Annotated in this window: 17 protein-coding genes; 3 read left to right on the top strand and 14 right to left on the bottom strand. The window is 42.7% G+C overall.

Annotated features, from left to right (window positions below; genetic code table 11):
• The 7 genes from PSE69_RS01675 to xerD all read right to left on the bottom strand — a co-directional run.
• A partial coding sequence (locus PSE69_RS01675; RefSeq protein ID WP_272674911.1) for a hypothetical protein occupies positions 1–1,458 on the bottom strand: 1,458 nt, incomplete at its 3' end.
• A 26-nt stretch (positions 1,459–1,484) separates the two neighbouring features.
• Positions 1,485–2,012, bottom strand: a complete 528-nt coding sequence (locus tag PSE69_RS01670) for a hypothetical protein (protein ID WP_004921685.1) — start codon at positions 2,010–2,012, stop codon at positions 1,485–1,487.
• Positions 2,013–2,640: 628 nt separating this feature from the next.
• Positions 2,641–4,161: a lysine--tRNA ligase gene (gene lysS, locus PSE69_RS01665; protein ID WP_121874971.1), complete on the bottom strand. Its 1,521-nt coding sequence runs from the start codon at positions 4,159–4,161 to the stop codon at positions 2,641–2,643.
• A 7-nt stretch (positions 4,162–4,168) separates the two neighbouring features.
• Positions 4,169–5,270, bottom strand: a protein-coding gene (gene prfB / locus PSE69_RS01660; RefSeq protein ID WP_101495230.1) for a peptide chain release factor 2 whose coding sequence is annotated in 2 segments (ribosomal slippage) — positions 4,169–5,191 and positions 5,193–5,270 — 1,101 coding nt in all. Because the reading frame shifts where the segments join, the coding sequence is not laid out codon by codon here.
• A gap of 138 nt (positions 5,271–5,408) precedes the next feature.
• The gene (gene recJ, locus PSE69_RS01655; RefSeq protein WP_004921693.1) at positions 5,409–7,142 is read right to left on the bottom strand and encodes a single-stranded-DNA-specific exonuclease RecJ; all 1,734 of its coding nucleotides are present in this window, start codon (positions 7,140–7,142) and stop codon (positions 5,409–5,411) included.
• A gap of 5 nt (positions 7,143–7,147) precedes the next feature.
• Complete coding sequence (gene dsbC, locus PSE69_RS01650) at positions 7,148–7,852, bottom strand: bifunctional protein-disulfide isomerase/oxidoreductase DsbC (protein ID WP_004921696.1); 705 nt, start codon at positions 7,850–7,852, stop codon at positions 7,148–7,150.
• A 19-nt stretch (positions 7,853–7,871) separates the two neighbouring features.
• Entirely contained in the window at positions 7,872–8,795 is a 924-nt protein-coding gene (gene xerD, locus PSE69_RS01645; protein WP_004921697.1) for a site-specific tyrosine recombinase XerD, read from the bottom strand.
• A 162-nt stretch (positions 8,796–8,957) separates the two neighbouring features.
• Between xerD and fldB the strand changes: the two genes are divergently transcribed.
• Positions 8,958–9,476: a flavodoxin FldB gene (gene fldB, locus PSE69_RS01640; protein WP_014656387.1), complete on the top strand. Its 519-nt coding sequence runs from the start codon at positions 8,958–8,960 to the stop codon at positions 9,474–9,476.
• 45 nt (positions 9,477–9,521) lie between these two features.
• On the opposite strand, the gene PSE69_RS01635 is transcribed toward fldB, so the two are convergent.
• Positions 9,522–9,932, bottom strand: a complete 411-nt coding sequence (locus PSE69_RS01635) for a protein YgfX (RefSeq protein WP_036941148.1) — start codon at positions 9,930–9,932, stop codon at positions 9,522–9,524.
• Positions 9,913–10,179 carry an FAD assembly factor SdhE gene (gene sdhE, locus PSE69_RS01630; protein WP_004921708.1) on the bottom strand — a complete coding sequence of 89 codons (267 nt, stop codon included), beginning with the start codon at positions 10,177–10,179 and terminating at the stop codon, positions 9,913–9,915. Before sdhE ends, PSE69_RS01635 begins: the two co-directional genes overlap by 20 nt.
• A gap of 252 nt (positions 10,180–10,431) precedes the next feature.
• On the opposite strand from sdhE, the gene ygfZ reads away from it, so the two are divergent.
• Both ygfZ and PSE69_RS01620 read left to right on the top strand, forming a co-directional pair.
• A complete protein-coding gene (gene ygfZ, locus PSE69_RS01625) occupies positions 10,432–11,421 on the top strand; it encodes a tRNA-modifying protein YgfZ (protein ID WP_004921711.1) in 990 nt (329 codons plus the stop codon).
• A gap of 11 nt (positions 11,422–11,432) precedes the next feature.
• Positions 11,433–12,053: an HD domain-containing protein gene (locus tag PSE69_RS01620; RefSeq protein ID WP_004921714.1), complete on the top strand. Its 621-nt coding sequence runs from the start codon at positions 11,433–11,435 to the stop codon at positions 12,051–12,053.
• 218 nt (positions 12,054–12,271) lie between these two features.
• On the opposite strand, the gene gcvP is transcribed toward PSE69_RS01620, so the two are convergent.
• The 5 genes from gcvP to ubiH form a co-directional block, all read right to left on the bottom strand.
• On the bottom strand, positions 12,272–15,148 hold the full coding sequence (gcvP, locus tag PSE69_RS01615) for an aminomethyl-transferring glycine dehydrogenase (RefSeq protein ID WP_088499134.1): 2,877 nt from the start codon (positions 15,146–15,148) through the stop codon (positions 12,272–12,274).
• A 96-nt stretch (positions 15,149–15,244) separates the two neighbouring features.
• Positions 15,245–15,637, bottom strand: coding sequence for a glycine cleavage system protein GcvH (gene gcvH, locus PSE69_RS01610; protein ID WP_014656389.1), 393 nt, complete (start codon positions 15,635–15,637; stop codon positions 15,245–15,247).
• 54 nt (positions 15,638–15,691) lie between these two features.
• Entirely contained in the window at positions 15,692–16,786 is a 1,095-nt protein-coding gene (gcvT, locus tag PSE69_RS01605) for a glycine cleavage system aminomethyltransferase GcvT (protein WP_004921724.1), read from the bottom strand.
• A gap of 501 nt (positions 16,787–17,287) precedes the next feature.
• Positions 17,288–18,517: an FAD-dependent 2-octaprenylphenol hydroxylase gene (gene ubiI, locus PSE69_RS01600; protein ID WP_088499133.1), complete on the bottom strand. Its 1,230-nt coding sequence runs from the start codon at positions 18,515–18,517 to the stop codon at positions 17,288–17,290.
• A gap of 25 nt (positions 18,518–18,542) precedes the next feature.
• Positions 18,543–19,721: a 2-octaprenyl-6-methoxyphenyl hydroxylase gene (gene ubiH / locus PSE69_RS01595; RefSeq protein WP_072502435.1), complete on the bottom strand. Its 1,179-nt coding sequence runs from the start codon at positions 19,719–19,721 to the stop codon at positions 18,543–18,545.
• Positions 19,722–19,730 lie beyond the last annotated feature (9 nt).

Here is a 19,730-nt window from a genome sequence, read left to right as displayed (position 1 = left end):
TGCTGTTGCAAACTCTTGCTCTTGTTTCGCTAATTTTTCTTGTAGCTGCTGCTGAATTTTCAGACTTTCCGCATACTGTTTCGCCAGCGAATCTTGCTCTGTTTTATTCGTTTTTAACAGTTGTTGTGCCGCTTTTAGCTCAGCCTCAAAAGCTTTAGAAGCTGCTTGCTGTTTCAACAGTTCAGCTTGAATATCGCTATTTTGTTTTTGAGTTAACTGAAGTTCTGACTCTTTTTGCTTCAGTAATTCCTTCTGTTTTTCAAGTGAAGCAGTCACGAGCTTAACTTGCTCGTCACTATTTTTATTTAATCGTTCCGCCTGCTCTTTTGCATCCGTTTCTAATTGAGTTAGCTGGGCGGTTAATTGTTCAACTTGCTTCTGAGCATTTTCAAATTGTAATTTTGCTTGCTCTATTTGTTTATCTTTCTCAGCAAGTTGTTTTTCTGCTAATGCTTGAGCTTGAATACTTTCGCTAAGTTTTTTCTCAAGTGCCGCAATTGATTTCTGCGCTTGTTGATTCTGTGCAGTGAGTTGTTCTAAATTATTTTCTTTATCTGCCAGTATATTTTTAACGGAGTTCAATTCATCCGTCAGTAATACAATGGTTTCTTTATCATCTGTTGCACTTAGTTTTTCACGTAACAAAGCAACTTGATTTTTATTTTCGGCAAGTTCGTTATTGATACGCTCTATTTCAAATTGTTTCTCGGCGATATCATGACTGAGTTCCGCTACACTTTTATTATGTGCAATTAATTTTTCGACTAATTGCCTATCGGTTAAAAGTTGATGATAAGCAATTAACTGACCAGCGCCTTGAGCAGCACCAAATCTAAATAGGTGAGTCGATTGTTGTTGCGCGAGCAGATCGGCAAGCTGTTCTAGGTAAGCCGTATTATCACGCAATACCCCCATTGAGTACTTAGCAGAGTAAAGCCCTAATGGATCTAGAACAATTTGGTATTTAGCAAAATCTTTCGATAAATACTGTGGATGCCATTGGTTTGAATTAAAGAAATAAGGGTAGGATGACAATAACAAAGACTGGTGTGCTGAACCAGTTTGTTGATCCACAATGCTTTCTTCTGGTAATGGGCATTCAGACAAAGCAACTTTAGGTTGTTCTGTCATCTGACCTTTAGCTTGTGTAGCTACTTTTGTCGTCGTAACTTTAGTCTGGGTCTGCTGAGTGACCGCCCCTTTAGCTTTAGGTTGGGTACGTGCAGGCGTTTTACTTTGGCCTGCATTTTTACCCGCAGCAGATTTAGATTTTTCTTTTGGCTCAGGAGCGAGCGGTAAAGATGAAAATGAGTCATATCCCTGACCTTGAATATTCAATGGCTTTTCCGGCACTTTACCTTCCTGCTCTAATTGCAGGTAAGTGTCAAAGTCATCAATGACATTATTGAAGCTATCCGATTTTGCAAATTGACTAAAAGCAGCCGAAAAAATGGCCAAAGATATACAAAGTCTTAGGTTAATTCTCATAATCCACTAATTTTTTCCAATGTTGATTCGGTAGACAGGACTGAGTTATAACGAACTTTCGCGCAAAGAACTTTTGTTTTAGCTTCTATTGCCATTTGTAACAGTTCAATCGTGTCTGGACTTGCTGTCGATGCGACTTGTTTATAAAGCTGATTAATTTCGCTCACTTCTTTAAAGGAACCGACTAAGCGATTGTAATCTGCTGGTGACAGTGTTTTCAGTGCATTAAGTTCTTTAATACAGGTGCTTAAACTCTGGAATGACTCACCTTCGCTTCCAGATTGATTTAGCATCGTAGGATTTTGCCCAGCGGGCTTATGATTAATTGCCGTGTTTAAAACAGTCTGAGAATCAGCATGGGAATAATCCATGTACTGCTGCCCCGTCGCTGAATTAGCCGTTGATGAAGCTGTGGCATCAGTTTTTTCTGAATAATTCGTGTTAGAGCCCCAAGAACAGCCAGAGAGAATTGCTGTCCCAGCCAAAAGCAAAGACGCAACAAAAATTTTATTGTTTGAAAACATATAGTTACCTTACCAGCACTTTTCTTCGCTATTATAATGACATTCAAGAAACCTAGTGTAAGCTAAAATTTATCTATTTTCTATAAGCCCTAATCTAGAAATAGAGTCATCTCATAAATTTTGGTTAATTATTTTAATCTTAGCACTAAATCGGTATCGACCCCATCATTTTTAATGCAATAAAATTACTAAGAACACTTATTTTGAGTTTTATAAATAATAACTGTAAAAAATTATCATCTAACGATCTCAAGCGAAACCTTTATCCGGTTAATAAACAATTCCACTGCAGGACGGCGGTGACTATTTGATTTTTCTGAAAAGTACAATATTTCAATATATGAAATATTTTCTAACAAAAAAACAAATTCGAATCTTTTATCTATTAACATTTTGTTAAGTACATTACACTTATTATGTTATAAACATAAAAATGATGTCTGAGTATTTCCACTTAAGCGCAACAATAAAAAATAATTAAGCCCTATTGATAAAGGAAATACATTAACAAAAATAATTTAACTTAAGTGATAATTTAATAATCGCTAACTGTACTAACGTATTATTTAACGATTTAGGATTGGATAAAACAATGCCCAGACTCAGCTGGGCATTGTTATTGATAGCACTAAACTTTAGATGGGCGTAATGCAGGGAATAAGATCACGTCACGGATCGTATGACTGTCAGTAAATAGCATGACCATACGGTCAATACCAATCCCGAGGCCAGCCGTTGGTGGTAAACCATGCTCTAATGCGGTGACATAGTCTTCGTCATAGAACATCGCTTCGTCATCACCTTCATCTTTCTGACGAACTTGCTCAGCGAAACGCTCTGCTTGGTCTTCAGCGTCATTTAACTCAGAGAAACCGTTACCGATTTCACGTCCGCCGATGAAAAACTCAAAACGGTCGGTGATAAATGGATTTTCATCATTGCGACGAGCTAATGGTGAAACTTCCGCTGGATATTCAATAATGAAAGTTGGTTGGATCAGGTGGCTTTCTGCAACCTCTTCAAAAATTTCACATTGAACACGACCTAAGCCCCAGCTATTTTCTACCTTGATGCCGATAGACTGGGCAATTGCAACCGCTTTATCCATATCATCCAAATCAGCAACGTTAGTTTCAGGACGATATTTACAAATGGCTTCCTTCATGGTCAATTTGGCAAATGGTTTACCAAAATCAAACTCTTGCTCACCGTATTTAACGACAGTGTTTCCTAAAACATTCTGCGCTAACGTGCGGAATAACTCTTCAGTCAGATCGATTAGGTCACGGTAATCAGCATACGCCATATAGAGTTCCATCATAGTGAACTCAGGGTTATGACGTGGAGACAGGCCTTCGTTACGGAAGTTGCGGTTAATTTCAAACACACGTTCGAAACCACCAACCACTAAACGTTTTAGGTACAGTTCAGGAGCGATACGCAGATACATATCGATATCCAGCGCATTGTGGTGAGTCACAAATGGACGAGCAGAAGCACCACCAGGGATAACTTGCATCATTGGTGTTTCCACTTCCATAAAGCCTTTGCCGACCATAAAGTTACGTAGCTCAGCTAAGATCTTCGAACGAACCATAAAGGTGTGGCGAGATTCATCGTTGGCAATCAGATCAAGGTAACGTTGACGATAACGTGTTTCTTGGTCTGCTAAACCGTGGAATTTGTCCGGTAATGGGCGCAGTGCTTTCGTCAGTAGACGCACTTCGTGACAATGGACAGTCAATTCACCTGTTTTGGTTTTAAATAAGCGGCCTTTAGCGCCTAAAATATCGCCTAAATCCCACTTTTTAAATTGCTCGTTATAAACGCCTTCCGCTAAGTCATCGCGAGAAACATAGATTTGAATACGACCACCCACATCTTGCAGGGTTGCAAATGATGCTTTACCCATAATACGACGAGTCATCATACGGCCAGCAATGGCGACTTCAATATTTAAGTCTTCTAGCTCTTCCGCTGATTTTTCATCATATTGTGCGTGGATCTTTTCCGATGTGATATCACGACGGAAATCATTCGGGAATGGGATCCCTTTTTCACGTAAAGCAACGAGTTTTTCTTTACGTGCTTTCAATTCGTTATTCAAATCGGGTGCTTGTTCTGCACCCTGTTGTTGCTGCTGAGACATTTTTTCCTCACAGGCCAGCTTTCAAGCTAGCTTCAATGAATTTATCCAAATCACCATCCAGTACGGCTTGCGTATTACGCGTTTCCACACCAGTACGTAAATCTTTAATACGTGCATCATCAAGGACATAAGAACGAATTTGGCTACCCCAGCCAATATCCGATTTATTCTCTTCCATCGCTTGCTTATCAGCATTCTTTTTCTGCATCTCCAGTTCATAAAGCTTCGCTTTTAACTGGCGCATGGCTTGATCTTTGTTTTTATGTTGCGAACGGTCATTCTGACATTGAGTCACAATATTTGTAGGTATGTGCGTAATACGTACTGCTGACTCAGTTTTGTTTACGTGCTGCCCACCCGCACCAGAAGCGCGGTAAACATCAATGCGTAAATCTGCTGGGTTAATTTCGATATCAATATCGTCATCAACTTCAGGGTAAATAAAGGCGGAGCTAAACGACGTATGGCGGCGGCCCCCTGAATCAAATGGGCTTTTACGCACGAGACGGTGTACGCCGGATTCTGTTCTTAGCCAACCGTAAGCATAATCACCGATAACTTTAATGGTTGCCGATTTTAAACCCGCCACATCGCCATCTGATTCTTCAATAATTTCTGTTTTGAAGCCTTTCGATTCTGCCCAACGTAAGTACATACGCATTAACATACTGGCCCAATCTTGGGCTTCAGTACCACCAGAACCGGCTTGTAAATCAATGTAGCAATCAGCGCTATCATATTCACCAGAAAACATCCGGCGAAACTCAAGCTGCTCTAGTTTTGCTTGGAGCTGAGTTAACTCTTCACCTGCTTCATTAAAGGTGTCTTCATCATCAGCTTCAATAGCAAGTTCGAGTAAGCCTTCAACGTCTTCAAGGCCTTGGGTCATTTGATCTATGGTGTCAACAATCGCCTCAAGAGAAGATCGCTCTTTACCTAACGCCTGTGCTCTTTCAGGTTCGTTCCAGACATCTGGTTGCTCAAGTTCCGCATTAACTTCTTCTAAGCGTTCTTTCTTGGCATCATAGTCAAAGATACCCCCTAAGGACCGCTGTTCGCTCAGATAGGTCCTGAATCTTACTTTTTACTGGGTTAATTTCAAACGTCATTTTTCAATGTCTTATGTTTGGTCGTTATAAATAGAATAAATTCTTCACAAACCGTCAATGATAACGGAATTTCACTAAAATTTATAGCACTGCAAAAGCGAATCTTACCTCTCATCGACGTAAACTGAGAAAGTTCCCTTATTCAGGCCAAATGTGCTCAACCATCAGTTGAACACTCTTTTGACCTCGAAACTCGTTAACATCTAGTTTAAACGCAATTTTTGCGCGTTTCACACTATTATCAGGCCACCGCCGCACATCGATATTAAACATAATCGCATCCAGCATTGGCCCTCCCTTCACTGGCTCTAACATCATTTTAAGATGGCGTTCACCCACTAAGCGCTGTTGCAGCAACCGAAAATAGCCGTCAAAAACAGGCTCAGGGAATGATTGCCCCCAAGGGCCGCTTTCACGTAGTAACTCAGCAATTTCTAATGTGAACTCATCCTGTTTGAGTTCACCATCACTCCAAACAACACCTGATAGTTGATCGGGTTGAATAAGTTCCCCCATCAATGATTCAAAATGCTGCTTAAATAAGCCAAATTTACTCTCTTCTAGGCTCAAGCCAGCCGCCATGGCATGACCACCAAATTTTTGCATTAGCCCCGGTTGTAGGGTATTTAGGCGCTCTAATGCATCGCGCATATGCACCCCTGGTACTGAGCGCCCTGAGCCTTTTAATGTGCCGTCACCCGCGGGTGCAAAAGCAATCACAGGGCGGTGATATTGTTCTTTAATCCTTGACGCCAATATTCCCACAACCCCTTGGTGCCACTCAGGATGATAGATAGCTAGCCCATTGGGTAATTGGCTATCACTATACTCAATTTTATTAAATAACACGGAAGCTTCTTGTTGCATCCCCGCTTCAATTTCCCGCCGTGCTTGGTTTAATCCATCCAGCTCGTTAGCCAGTTCTCGCGCATAAGCCATATCATCGGTCAGGAGTAATTCAATACTCACAGACATATCATCTAAACGCCCTGCGGCATTCAAACGAGGCCCTAAAGCAAAACCAAAGTCGTTGGCGACCAAACGAGAGCATTCCCGCTTTGAGACCTCGATTAATGCTTTGATCCCCGCACAACAACGCCCCGCCCTGACACGATGCAGACCTTGATGCACTAAAATACGATTATTAGTATCAAGTGGAACAACATCTGCCACTGTTCCGAGCGCAACTAAATCTAAGAATTCGGCTAAATTAGGTTCGCTCATTCCCTGCTTAACAAACCAGCCTTCTTGGCGCAATTTGGCGCGTAACGCGGACATTAAGTAGAAAGTCACGCCAACGCCTGCTAATGATTTAGAAGCAAATTGGCACCCTTCTAGATTAGGGTTAATAATGGCATCGGCCTTCGGTAATACATCTCCCGGAAGATGATGATCCGTCACAATGACCTTAATATCATGCTGCCTAGCCGCTTCGACACCTTCGTGTGACGAAATACCATTATCAACGGTGATGATAAGATCCGCGCCGCGTTTGTAGGCTTCCTCAACGACAAGAGGCGTCAGCCCATAACCATTTTCAAACCGATTTGGAACAATGTAATTTAAGTTCACATATCCCATTGATTTTAATGCGCGAATAGCTAAAGCCGTACTCGTAGCGCCATCAGCATCGAAATCCCCTACGATGGTAATTACGCTATGGTTCTCCAATGCACTATAAAGTAGCGTTAATGCGTTATCTATCCCTGATAACGTGCGGTAATCTAATAAGTTAGCGGCTTTACGCTCTAGCTGTGAAATATCCGTCACGCCTCGATGGGCATAAACTCGCTGAAGGATTTCAGGAAAACCATCCAGTGTTTTAATATCCTCAGCGAGTGTACGCTGGCGTAAAAAAGTTTCTACATTCACAATGGTTAACTATTTTGTTCGAGTATCTTTAACAGTTTATCGGGGGATAAATAACCCGACAATAATTGCCCATCAGGTAACACGATCGCTGGCGTTCCTGTCATTTTAAATTGGCTACCTAACTTAACGTGTTTACTGAGATCAATTTTACATTCATCAATCATGGCAACTTCGTCACCTTTAAATGCTTTAGTTAATGCACTTTGAGGGAGCGCATTACACCATATAGATGCCATTTGTTTTGCAGACTCATGCTCCAAGCCTTGGCGTGGGTAAGCGAGGTAACGTACTGTGATACCTTTGCTATTTAATTCACCAACCGATTCATGGAATTTTTTGCAGTAGCTACAGGTAATATCGGTAAATACTGTAACCACATACTTCTCTTTCGGCGCTTTAAAGACGATCATTTCATCTTTTAGCGCTTCAACCTTTTTCATGAGTGGTTGATTAGAAATGTTGACTGGCATTTTGCCGCTTAAATCATAAATAGGGCCTTGTAATAAATATTTCCCATCATCAGTTACATAAATAATACCATCTGAAGTATCAATAGTATTAAGCCCTACAATAGGCGATGGTTTGATTGATTCTACAGAGATATTATATCTGGCAAGCTTCTCTTCAATCACTTTATCATCTGTTGCCGCAGACACTGAGGCGGAAAATGTTGCAATGCAAGCCGCCCATAAGAGTAGTTTATGTTTCATAATTATCCTTTAACGCACATCACCCCCTTGGATGATGCTGCTCATGTAACATGCGCAAACGCTCGGTTGCGACATGTGTATAAATCTGTGTCGTAGAGAGATCACTATGCCCTAATAGCATTTGCACAACTCGTAAGTCGGCGCCGTGATTCAGTAAATGTGTCGCAAATGCATGGCGTAGAACGTGTGGTGATAACGCTTCAGAATCGATATTCGCAATCACCGCATAATGTTTAATACGATGCCAAAATGTTTGGCGCGTCATTTTTGTGCCACGTTTGCTAGGAAATAAAACATCACTGGCTTTACCATTGAGTAAGTCAGGCCTACCTTCTTCAAGGTATTTTTCTACCCAATAAATAGCCTCTTCTCCCAGAGGAATCAATCTTTCTTTATTCCCTTTCCCCACAACACGTATGACACCTTGCCGTAGGCTAATATCAGAGAAAGTTAACCCCACCAGCTCTGAGACTCGTAACCCACAAGCATACAGGACTTCCAACATTGCTTTATCGCGAAGCTCAAGAGGATCCTCGGTTGCAGGGGCATTCAGTAGGTCTTCAACCTGCTGTTCACTCAAATCTTTTGGTAGCCGTTGTGGTATTTTAGGTGCGGCAATCACCGCTGAAGGATCATCAAGCCGTATTTTTTCACGATAAAAATATTGGAATAAACGCCGCATAGCGCTTAATAGACGCGCAGAGCTAGCCGCTTTGTATCCCCCTTCAATCCGTTCTGCCAAAAACGATTGTAAATCGATTGATTGAACACTTTCCAAATCCAATTGATTCGCTTCCAGCCACTTATCTAATAATTGCAAATCTAAACGATAAGATGCCAATGTATTTTCAGCGAGATCTTGCTCTAACCAAATGGTATCAAGAAATTGCTCAATTAATGGATTAAGCTGTTTGGTTTCCACGCTGCTTATATTCCTCTTCATAACCGCCACGTAAGCTATTATACCTATCCTATCTCAAGTTACAGCGCTATTGGTGATGTTCGGTTCGTCTTCTCATCCCCCTAAAATATTGAGAGTGTGTGCCCGATACCGTTCATTCTGTTACAATACCTCTCTACTGCAATGAAAACTAGTTACATTAACATGAAAATAGGTCTCTTTTACGGTTCTAGTACTTGTTATACCGAAATTGTCGCGGAAAAAATACGCGATATCCTCGGTGAAGATTTGGTTACATTACATAATGTCAACGATACACCGCCTGAACTGATGGAGCAGTATGACGTTCTCATTTTGGGTATCCCTACGTGGGATTTTGGTGAAATACAAGAAGACTGGCTGGCAATTTGGGATGCGCTTCCCAATCTTAAGCTTAACAACAAAATTGTTGCTATGTATGGGATGGGCGATCAGATTGATTATAGTGAATGGTTTCTTGATGCACTAGGCATGCTATATCATCAACTAAAGCCAACAGGGGTGCAATTTGTAGGCTTTTGGCCACTCGATGGTTACCAATTCGAAAGCCCGAAAGCACTGACAGAAGATGGTACACAGTTCGTTGGTTTGGCTTTAGATGATGTGAATCAATTTGAAGAGACCGATGAGCGTATCGCACAGTGGTGTATGCAAATCTTAACCGAGATTGAAGAATTACTGTAAGTTGACTATGCTGACTTTCCCCATTACTGCAATAACCCCTAATGATTAAATATCAGGATATTGCAGTAATAGTTGGTTTAAATTACGCCAGCTCTCTTCTGATAAGGCATCTTTTGCAACCCATAAACGGATCTTCTGTGGCTTACCTTGTAAGGCACTGAGTGTCAATAATACCCCCACACGGCTACACCAAGGTTGCTTAACGATACTCCACTCATTCTTTTTCCATTGGACTTTATTGCCATTAACCAGCACCGCAGTCCCTTTGATTTTGCTGATGCTTTTTTGGCTTTTTGCCCAGCTAGCAATCACAATCACTAACAGCGGCAACCACACCATTGAATTCCCTGGCGCCCATGGTGCGACCAATAGAATAAAGCCGACTACCCCATGAGCACAGGTTGAAAAAAGCTGAGTTTTCCATGAAATGGAGAGATTAGATTTCCACAGGACCACGATTTTTATTTCTTTCCTGAATCAATTTAACCATACCAAACAACTCATCGTCGTCTGGGCGCCCATGATTCATTAACCAGTTAAACAGATCAGGGTCTGCACACTCAAGTAAACGAACAAAAGTACGTTTGTCCTTGTCAGAGAGTCCTTCATATTCATATTCAAAGAATGGCATGATGGAAATATCCAACTCACGCATACCACGACGGCAAGCCCAATGAATTCTTGCTTTATTCTCTATATCCATTCCACTACGACCTTATTTGTTGCAGTTAACTGATAAGATTAATTATTTTCAATACTCTAACAGATAATTGATTGGGAAAACATGACCTATCGTACAATGTCGATAATTTTCATCACTCTATCGCGCTTTTATCCAAGAATGCCGATTAAAAATATTGAATAATTGATAGCGCATCATAATAACTACTTGCAATGTAATCCAGCTCTTTTACCATTAACCCCCTTCTGATACGAAAGAAAAACAGGTGAAATCATGACTACTGAAGTTGCTCACTCAAAACAATTCCCTCTCGATTCTCAGTCTTTACCACTTATATTGATTTCACTGGAAAACTGGGGATTAATTCATTTGCATGGCCTTGATGCTGAAAAGTACCTTCAAGGGCAAGTTACGGCTGATGTTAGCGCAATGACACCAGCACAACACACCTTAACCGCTCACTGTGATCCTAAAGGGAAAATGTGGAGTGACTTGCGTCTATTCCACCACCTTGATGGTTTCTCTTATATTGAAAGAGCCAGCGTACTTGATAGCCAATTAGCCGAGCTAAAAAAATACGCGGTGTTCTCGAAAGTCACCTTTGAACATAAGCAAGAGCTAAAATTACTCGGTGTCGCGGGGAAAGGCGCTCGCGAAGCATTAGCCACTATATTCACTACGCTACCTGATGCAGAAAACCAAGTCACCGTTGATGGCGTCTCAACAATTTTACATTACGCATTGCCTAACGAACGTTTTCTTATCGTCACAGATCAAGCAACCGCACAAAAAATTACCGACTCGCTTAATGCGGAAGTGGTTAATGATGAGCAATGGTTATCACTAGAAATAGAAGCGGGATACGCCGTCATCGAACAAGCCAGCAGCGCGCAACATTTGCCTCAAGCCACCAACCTGCAAGCCTTACCTTATGGTATTAGCTTTAAAAAAGGTTGCTATACCGGACAAGAAATGGTCGCACGGGCAAAATTCCGTGGCGCCAATAAGCGGGCGATGTATTGGCTGAAAGGCACAGCAACATCCGTTCCGGCAGTCGGTGAAGGTGTAGAATGGCAATTAGGTGATAAATGGCGCCGTACCGGTACTGTTCTTGCTGCGGTGAAATTAGCAAATGGTGAAGTGAATATTCAAATCATTATGAATAATGATATGGAAGCGGATAGTGTATTTCGTGTTACAGGGGATGAGCAAAGCCACCTAACTATTCAGCCACTCCCTTACTCGTTGGAAGAAGAAAAATAATTGAGGTTTTTATGTCATCTGCAAAAGGTAATAAGTCCGTTGACGTTTTAGATTTTGGCGGCTTTACCGAAGTTATCCAATTTTTAATGGAGTTGGATAAACTAAAAAGTGTTTATCGCAAAAATAAATTACTCAACAATGAGAGGCAGGAAAATACAGCGGAGCATAGTTGGCAATTTGCTATGGCTGCAATGAGTTTCGCGCCTTATGTCAAAGGGGTGAATGTTGATCACGCCATTAAGTTGGCCTTAGTACATGATATCGTCGAAATCGATGCAGGTGATGTCTTGGTTTACGATGTTGCGGCACGTGATGCTATTCGCGAAGAAGAGGTCAAAGCTGCTGTTCGTATTTTTGGCTTACTCCCTTCCCCACAAAATGAGCAATTTTTGGCTTTATGGAAAGAGTATGATGCGGCAGAAACATTGGATGCGAAATTTGCCAATGTTATCGATAGAACCATTCCTATGCTCTTAAATTTACATAATCAAGGGCAAAGTTGGGTCGAGAATAATATTCGCCTAGAGCAAGTGATCGCTCGAAATGAGTTTATAGAAGAAGTGTTTCCTGAATTTTGGGAGCAACTCTTACCACAATTGAAACTCGCCCAGCAAAAAGGTTGGTTGTTGTAATTTATTCACCAATAGAGTTTGCTCTTGGTGTGAATCAGTGAATCAAATACCCGGTAATAATATCGGGTATTTAACTCAATCGTGTTATCACGCGGAAAATACCAACGGCTATCGATTGATGAAAAAGATGCGTTTTATCCTTTCCCCACTATAACTAAAAACCCCCAATAATTGATAATACAACTATTGAGGGCTACTTATTATTTACAACACACTAATCACATATACTCTTCAATCGGCACACAGGAACAATGTAAATGGCGATCACCATAAACATCATCCAAGCGCTTCACGGCAGGCCAATATTTGTTTGCTTTTGTGGCCGCTGTTGGGAATACAGCTAACTCGCGGCTATAGGCATGCTCCCACTGCGCCACTAGCTCTGTTTGAACATGTGGAGCATTAACCAGTGGGTTATCTTCCAGTGTCCATTCCCCATTAGCCACTTTGTCAATTTCATTGCGGATGGCTAACATCGCATCAACAAACCGATCAATTTCCACCAGACTTTCTGATTCTGTTGGTTCAATCATCAATGTACCCGCAACAGGGAATGACATGGTTGGTGCATGGAAACCATAATCGATGAGGCGTTTTGCGATATCTAATTCGCTGATCCCTGTATCTTTCTTAATTGGGCGCAAGTCAACAATACATTCGTGAGCAACGTAGCCATCACGACCTGTATACAGAATGTCATAGCGGCCTTGTAGACGTTTAGCAATGTAGTTCGCGTTTAAAATCGCTACCTGACTTGCTTTTCTCAGACCATAAGATCCCATCATACGAATGTACATCCAACTGATTGGCAGAATGGACGCACTACCAAAAGGTGCTGCCGAAACTGCGCCTTGCTCAGTGATCATCTCTTGTTCAACAACTGAATGCCCCGGAACAAATGGCGCTAAATGTTTTTTCACGCCAATTGGCCCCATACCTGGGCCGCCACCACCGTGTGGGATACAGAAGGTTTTGTGTAAATTGAGGTGAGAAACATCGGCACCAATATAACCTGGCGTTGTTAGGCCTACTTGTGCGTTCATATTGGCACCATCGAGGTACACTTGCCCACCAAACTGATGAATGATCTCACAAACCTCTTTGATGCTCTCTTCATACACGCCATGAGTTGACGGGTAAGTCACCATCACACACGAAAGATTATCGCTATGTTTTTCTGCCTGCTGACGTAAATCCACCAGATCGATATTCCCTTCATCATCACAGCGTACCACCACCACTTCCATACCAGCCATATGTGCTGATGCAGGGTTGGTGCCGTGTGCCGATGCAGGGATAAGGCAAATATTACGGTGTCCTTCATGGCGGCTTTCATGGTAGCGGCGAATTGCCAATAACCCTGCGTATTCACCTTGGGCACCTGAGTTAGGCTGCATACAGACTGCATCATACCCTGTTAACTGAACTAGCCAATGTGATAGCTGCTCAATCATTTGATGATAGCCCTGAGCTTGCTCCGGTGGGCAGAATGGATGCATTTCGCCAAATTCAGGCCATGTGATCGGCAACATTTCAGCCGCAGCATTTAGCTTCATCGTACAAGAGCCTAGCGGGATCATCGCTTGGTTCAATGCGAGATCTTTACGCTCTAGGCTGTGCATATAGCGCATCATTTCCGTTTCACTATGATAACGGTTGAAATTCGGATGCGACAAAATGGCATCATCACGTTGCATTGAAGGGCAAATAGCACTCTCTTGGGCCGAAACTTGTTTATCAAGTTGTTCGAAATCCAATTTTTGCTCATTTCCTGTGATGATAGTGAATAGCTCATTCAAGTCTTGGCGTGTTGTTGTTTCACTGAATGTGATACCAACTGCACCATGAATATCAGTACGTAAGTTGACCTTCGCACTTTCCGCCCGCGCCAGAACGGCAGCTTTATCTGCTACCTCAATTGAGAGTGTGTCAAACCAGCTCTTATGACGTAGTGTGATACCCGCATCTTGTAGCGCCTTAGCGAAAATAGATGTCAAGCGATGAATACGCTCAGCAATCAATTTTAACCCTTTTGGGCCATGGTAAACGGCATACATTGCGGCAATATTTGCTAGCAACACCTGTGACGTACAGATATTTGAGTTTGCTTTTTCGCGGCGAATATGTTGTTCTCGGGTTTGCATCGCCATACGCAGTGCAGTATTACCGGACGCATCGCGAGATACACCAATAATACGGCCAGGCATTGCGCGCTTGTATTCATCTCGGCAAGCAAAAAATGCGGCATGTGGACCACCATACCCCATAGGCACACCAAAGCGCTGTGCTGAGCCAAAGACAATATCAGCGCCTTGTTTACCCGGTGCGGTTAACATCACCAGAGCCATCATTTCAGCGGCCACACAACTTATAATTTTACGCTCTTTGAGTTGCGCATACAGTTCACTGTAGTCATGGACTTCACCAGTCGAGCCTACTTGCTGCAATAACGCCCCAAACACACCTTCGTGTTCAAGGACTTTCTCAGCTTTATCGACTATCACTTCAAAGCCAAATGTGCCTGCACGGGTGCGAACAACATCTAATGTTTGTGGATGAATATCGTCAGCAACAAAAAAACGTTCAGCATTTTTTAATTTACTAATACGTTTCGCCATCGCCATGGCTTCCGCCGCTGCTGTCGCTTCATCTAAAAGGGAAGCGGAAGCTAATTCAAGCCCTGTTAAATCAATCGTTAATTGCTGAAAGTTTAATAACGATTCCAAGCGTCCTTGAGACACTTCTGGCTGATAAGGCGTATAAGCCGTATACCAACCTGGGTTTTCGAGTAAGTTACGTAAAATAACGGGCGGTAAAATAGCCGGGGCGTACCCCATCCCAATATAACTCTTATAGCGCTTATTTAAACTCGCTATTGCTTTCAATTCTGCTAACGCTTCTTGTTCTGTCGCCCCACCACCAACTCTTGGTGGCTCTGCCAATAAAATGGCTTTAGGGACAATATTGTCTGTCAGTGCATCAAGAGAGGTGGCACCCACAGTGTCCAACATCGTTTTTACTTGTTGTTCTGATGGACCAATATGGCGTTGAATAAATTCCGAACGGTTTTCTAATTGACTCAGAGGCATCGTCATAGCTGTGTTCCCATTCCTATATCTAATCTGCTGCTAAAGGGTAGGCTTCAAAGCAAAACGCCCCGTAATGACAGCATTACGGGGCGTTTTACGGTATTATTCGTCTTCTTCGAGCAATGCTGAGTAAGCGTCAGCATCTAACAAATCAGCCAGTTCTGATTCGTCGGTAATTTTAATACGGAAAATCCAACCTTCTTGATAAGGTTGCTCATTGACCAGTTCAGGCGCATCAACTAGCGCTTCGTTAACTTCAATGATTTCACCACTTAGTGGAACATAAATATCGGATGCAGCTTTAACAGATTCGACAACCGCACATTCACTTCCAATATCAACAGAGCTGCCCACTTCGGGGAGATCGACAAACACCATATCACCTAATAACTCTTGGGCATGCTCGGTAATACCTACGGTGTAAACGCCATCACCTTCATGACGGACCCACTCATGCTCACGGGTATATTTCAGCTCTGCAGGAACATTACTCATCATCAACCTCACTCTTATTTACGAATTTTTTCATTATGGGGGGATTAGCCACTCTTAAACGAGGGCTTTTCCTTCCCGCACAAACCCAGGTTTTACCACCTCAACAGGCATTTCTCGGTTACGTATTTCAACAATGGCTTTATCTTGTATTTCTTTTGGCACACGTGCCAAGGCAATACTGAAACCGAGTGTTGGCGAGAAAGAGCCGCTGGTAATAACCCCTTCTTGTAATTTACCTAAATCGTCGGTGAAACGTACCGTTTGGCCTGCTCGTAATATGCCTTTTTCACGCATAACAATACCGACTAATTTTTCGGTGCCTTGCTCTTTTAATTTCTCTAATGCTTCACGACCGATGAATTGGCGGTCTTCAGGCTTCCAAGCGATCGTCCATCCCATATTGGCAGCCAGTGGTGAGATAGTCTCATCCATGTCTTGCCCATATAAATTCATACCAGCCTCAAGGCGCAAAGTATCACGCGCACCTAACCCTGCGGGATGAACACCGGCTTTCAGCAATTGATGCCAAAACTCGACCACTTGCGCTTTCGGCAATGCTATTTCATAGCCTTTTTCGCCAGTATAGCCCGTAGTTGCAATAAAGAGTTCATCGGCTTGCACCCCATAGAATGGCTTCATATCTGCCAACAGGGCACATTGTGATGGCGTCAATAGCGAATGGACTTTTTGTTGCGCTGTAGGGCCTTGAACCGCTAATAGGGCAAGATCATCACGCACTTCAATAGAGACAGGATACGATTTCATATGCTGTTCAATCCATGCGATATCCTTATCACGGGTCGCGGAGTTGACAACCAAGCGGTAGAAATCATCATTAAGGTAATAAACAATTAAATCGTCAATGACTCCGCCAGAAGCATTTAACATCCCCGTATAAAGTGCCTTCCCTTTGTCGGTCAGCTTGGCAATATCATTTGCGAGAAGATAGCGAAGGAAATCGCGGCAACCTTCACCATGTAGATCAACAATAGTCATGTGGGAGACATCAAACATCCCAGCATCGGTTCTCACTAAATTATGTTCATTGATTTGTGACCCGTAGTGCAATGGCATCATCCAACCATGAAAATCCACCATTTTCGCACCGCAGGCTATATGTTCATCATATAGCGGGGTTTGCTTTGCCATGAATACCCTCTTTACATTTGAATATGATAGGGTGAGCGCCACTGTTGCTGTGCAGGAAAATGATTTATCACGCCACAGCCAATAACGCTACGCAAACGATAACATCTTATTAAAAACTACCACTGTTTTTAGTAAGAAACCATTAAAAAAAATAGGGCTACCAACACTCTGTATTACTGATTACAAGCGACATAATCCAGCTAATTTTGTTAAAAAATTGAGAATGATCACTCAATCCCACTATATTTAACCTAAAAGCGTAGAGTTAATCATCGTATCTCTAGAGATGTTAGTGAAAAACCAATGTTAGCACCCCACAGCAAAATTAGTAAAACTAATGCGAAATTTGGCTATAATTAGAATTTCTCAATCATGAATACAAAAAATAACGATGGCAATTACGTCAATAATCGCCTTGCCATCATTGAAAAAAATGAGTGTTCCACGAGCACAAAAAGAGAGGGATTGGCAGCGTTTACCACTGCCAATTGATAGGTAATATTATTTAGAGGGGGCTAACTGAACTTTTTCTAGCCATTCAGGCATATCAAACAGGCCCATAGCATGATTAAGTAGTTGAGGTTTCACGCCGGGTAAGCTATCTGCCAGCACCAATCCTATATCACGGAATAATTTCTTAGCCGGATTGTTGCCATCAAATAATTCACGGAACCCTTGCATACCAGCAAGCATCAAAGCCGCACTGTGTTTACGATGGCGCTCGAAAGTACGCAAGTAGAAATATTGCCCGAAATCTTTACCTTCACGATGCAGGCGTTTGATTTCCCCTAACAGCATGGCAACATCCATAAAGCCTAAGTTAACTCCCTGCCCTGCCAATGGGTGAATAGTGTGAGCGGCATCGCCAAGAAGTGCTAAACGTTGCGCCGCAAACTGTCGTGCGTAACGCCCCGTTAAAGGGATAGTCAGTCGTTCACTCTCCAGTTGACATAGCCCTAAACGCGTATCAAATGCGACCGCTAACTCTTTTTCAAAATCTACTTTATCCATTTGCTGACGTCTTGCTGCTTCTGTTGCAGGTTGAGACCAAACAATTGAACATAGATGAGGGTCACTCAACGGCAGAAATGCCAATATCCCTTTACCATCAAAGGATTGGCGTGCTACCGTCTCATGGGGCTGCTCTGTGCGGATCGTCGCAACTAAGGCCGTGTGCTCATAATCCCAAAATGTCAGAGGGATATCGGCATGACCACGTAACCAAGAATTGGCACCATCCGCTCCGACAATAAGCCTTGCGGTTAACATCGAATCATCAGTGAGGGTAATAAAAACATCATTTTCCCCCCAAACGACTTTTTGAATAGTCGCCGGCGCCAGTATAGTCACCTCTCGCAAGGTGGATGCTTTTTGCCATAACGCATCACGAATCACGTTATTTTCAACAATATGCCCTAAATGGGAGAGGTTCTGCTCTTTTGCAGAAAACTGGATACGACCAAAGCTGTCATTATCCCAAACTTCCATGCCGTTGTAGGCTGAAGCCCTCATTGATTTTATTGTTGACCAAACATCTAAATAGCTTAGTAATTTTTCGCTCGCTGCATTAATCGCAGACACTCGCAGTGCATAAGGGTCACTGTCCGAAAAAGGCTTTTTCGCTGGATGACTTTCAATTACGGCAACACGTAGCCCTGTGCCTTCTAAACCACAGGCAAGTGCTAGGCCAACCATACCACCACCGGCGATAACCACATCAAACGATTGCATATTTTTATTCCTCTTAGTTCTGTGGTTATTGTTCCGCCACCCAGCCAAGTGTTTGACGAGCTAATACATCACGTACTGACGGTAACATTTCCATTGCCATTAAACCTAAATTACGTCCAACCACTAACGGCAAACAGCGATTTGCAAAAATACGAACCAAACCATCTGTCATGGTGACCGTTCGTTCTCTATCAATAGCACGCGCTTGCTGATACGTATTTAACAGTGCATAAGCGCCAATATCCTGACCTTGTTGATGTGCGGCAACCACCAATTCCGCTAACTGCATGACATCACGGATCCCAAGATTAAAACCTTGCCCTGCAATAGGGTGTAGCGTTTGCGCTGCATTTCCCACTAACACAGTTCGATGGCTAATTGGATTTAACGCTTTTCGAAGGGATAACGGATAACAAAACCGTGTTCCCACTTGAGTGATTTTACCAAGCCGCCAGCCAAAAGCTTGCTGAAGTTGCTGAATGAATGTTTCATCATCCCACATTTTAATCGTTTCGGCTTGCTCTTGATGATGGCACCAAACTAATGAGCTGCGCCCTTGCGACATCGGCAACAAGGCTAAAGGGCCAAACTCAGTAAAACGCTCGAATGCTTGCCCGTGTGGGTTTATCGCCGTTTTTACATTGGCAATTATTGCAACTTGCCCATAATCGTCCTGCTGCCACTGCATATGACAGGCATGGCCCACGGCAGAATGGCTACCATCTGCGGCCACCAATAAGGAGCCTGAAAGAGTTTCGCCGTTATCTAGCGTGACTGACACACATTCACTGTGCCGCTGGATATTTTCAACTTTCGCAGGGCAATACAGAGTAACGCCGGGAGCTTTACGCAATAAGGCAAATAAGCGCTCCCCTGCATCATGGAGTTCAATCACATTACCAAGCTCAGGGATGTGATAATCCTGCGCGTTGATATTGACAAACCCGGCATGCCCTCTATCGGAAACATGAACATGAGTTATTGGTGTGACACAATCCGCCAGTGCTTCCCAAATACCAATTTTAGACAATCGCTGACATGTTCCATGGGCAAGCGCTATCGCTCGAGCATCAAACCCTGGATGTGTGCCTTCCGGTAAGGAAGCTTCTATCAGTGATACTGACAATTTTCCTTGGCTTAATGATGAAATAGCCAGAGCCAATGTTGCCCCTGCCATTCCACCACCAACAATAATCACGTTCATGTTGTATTA

Source organism: Providencia sp. PROV122, from assembly GCF_028482365.1.
GTDB lineage: Bacteria > Pseudomonadota > Gammaproteobacteria > Enterobacterales > Enterobacteriaceae > Providencia > Providencia stuartii.
This window is presented reverse-complemented; position numbering and strand designations above follow the sequence as displayed.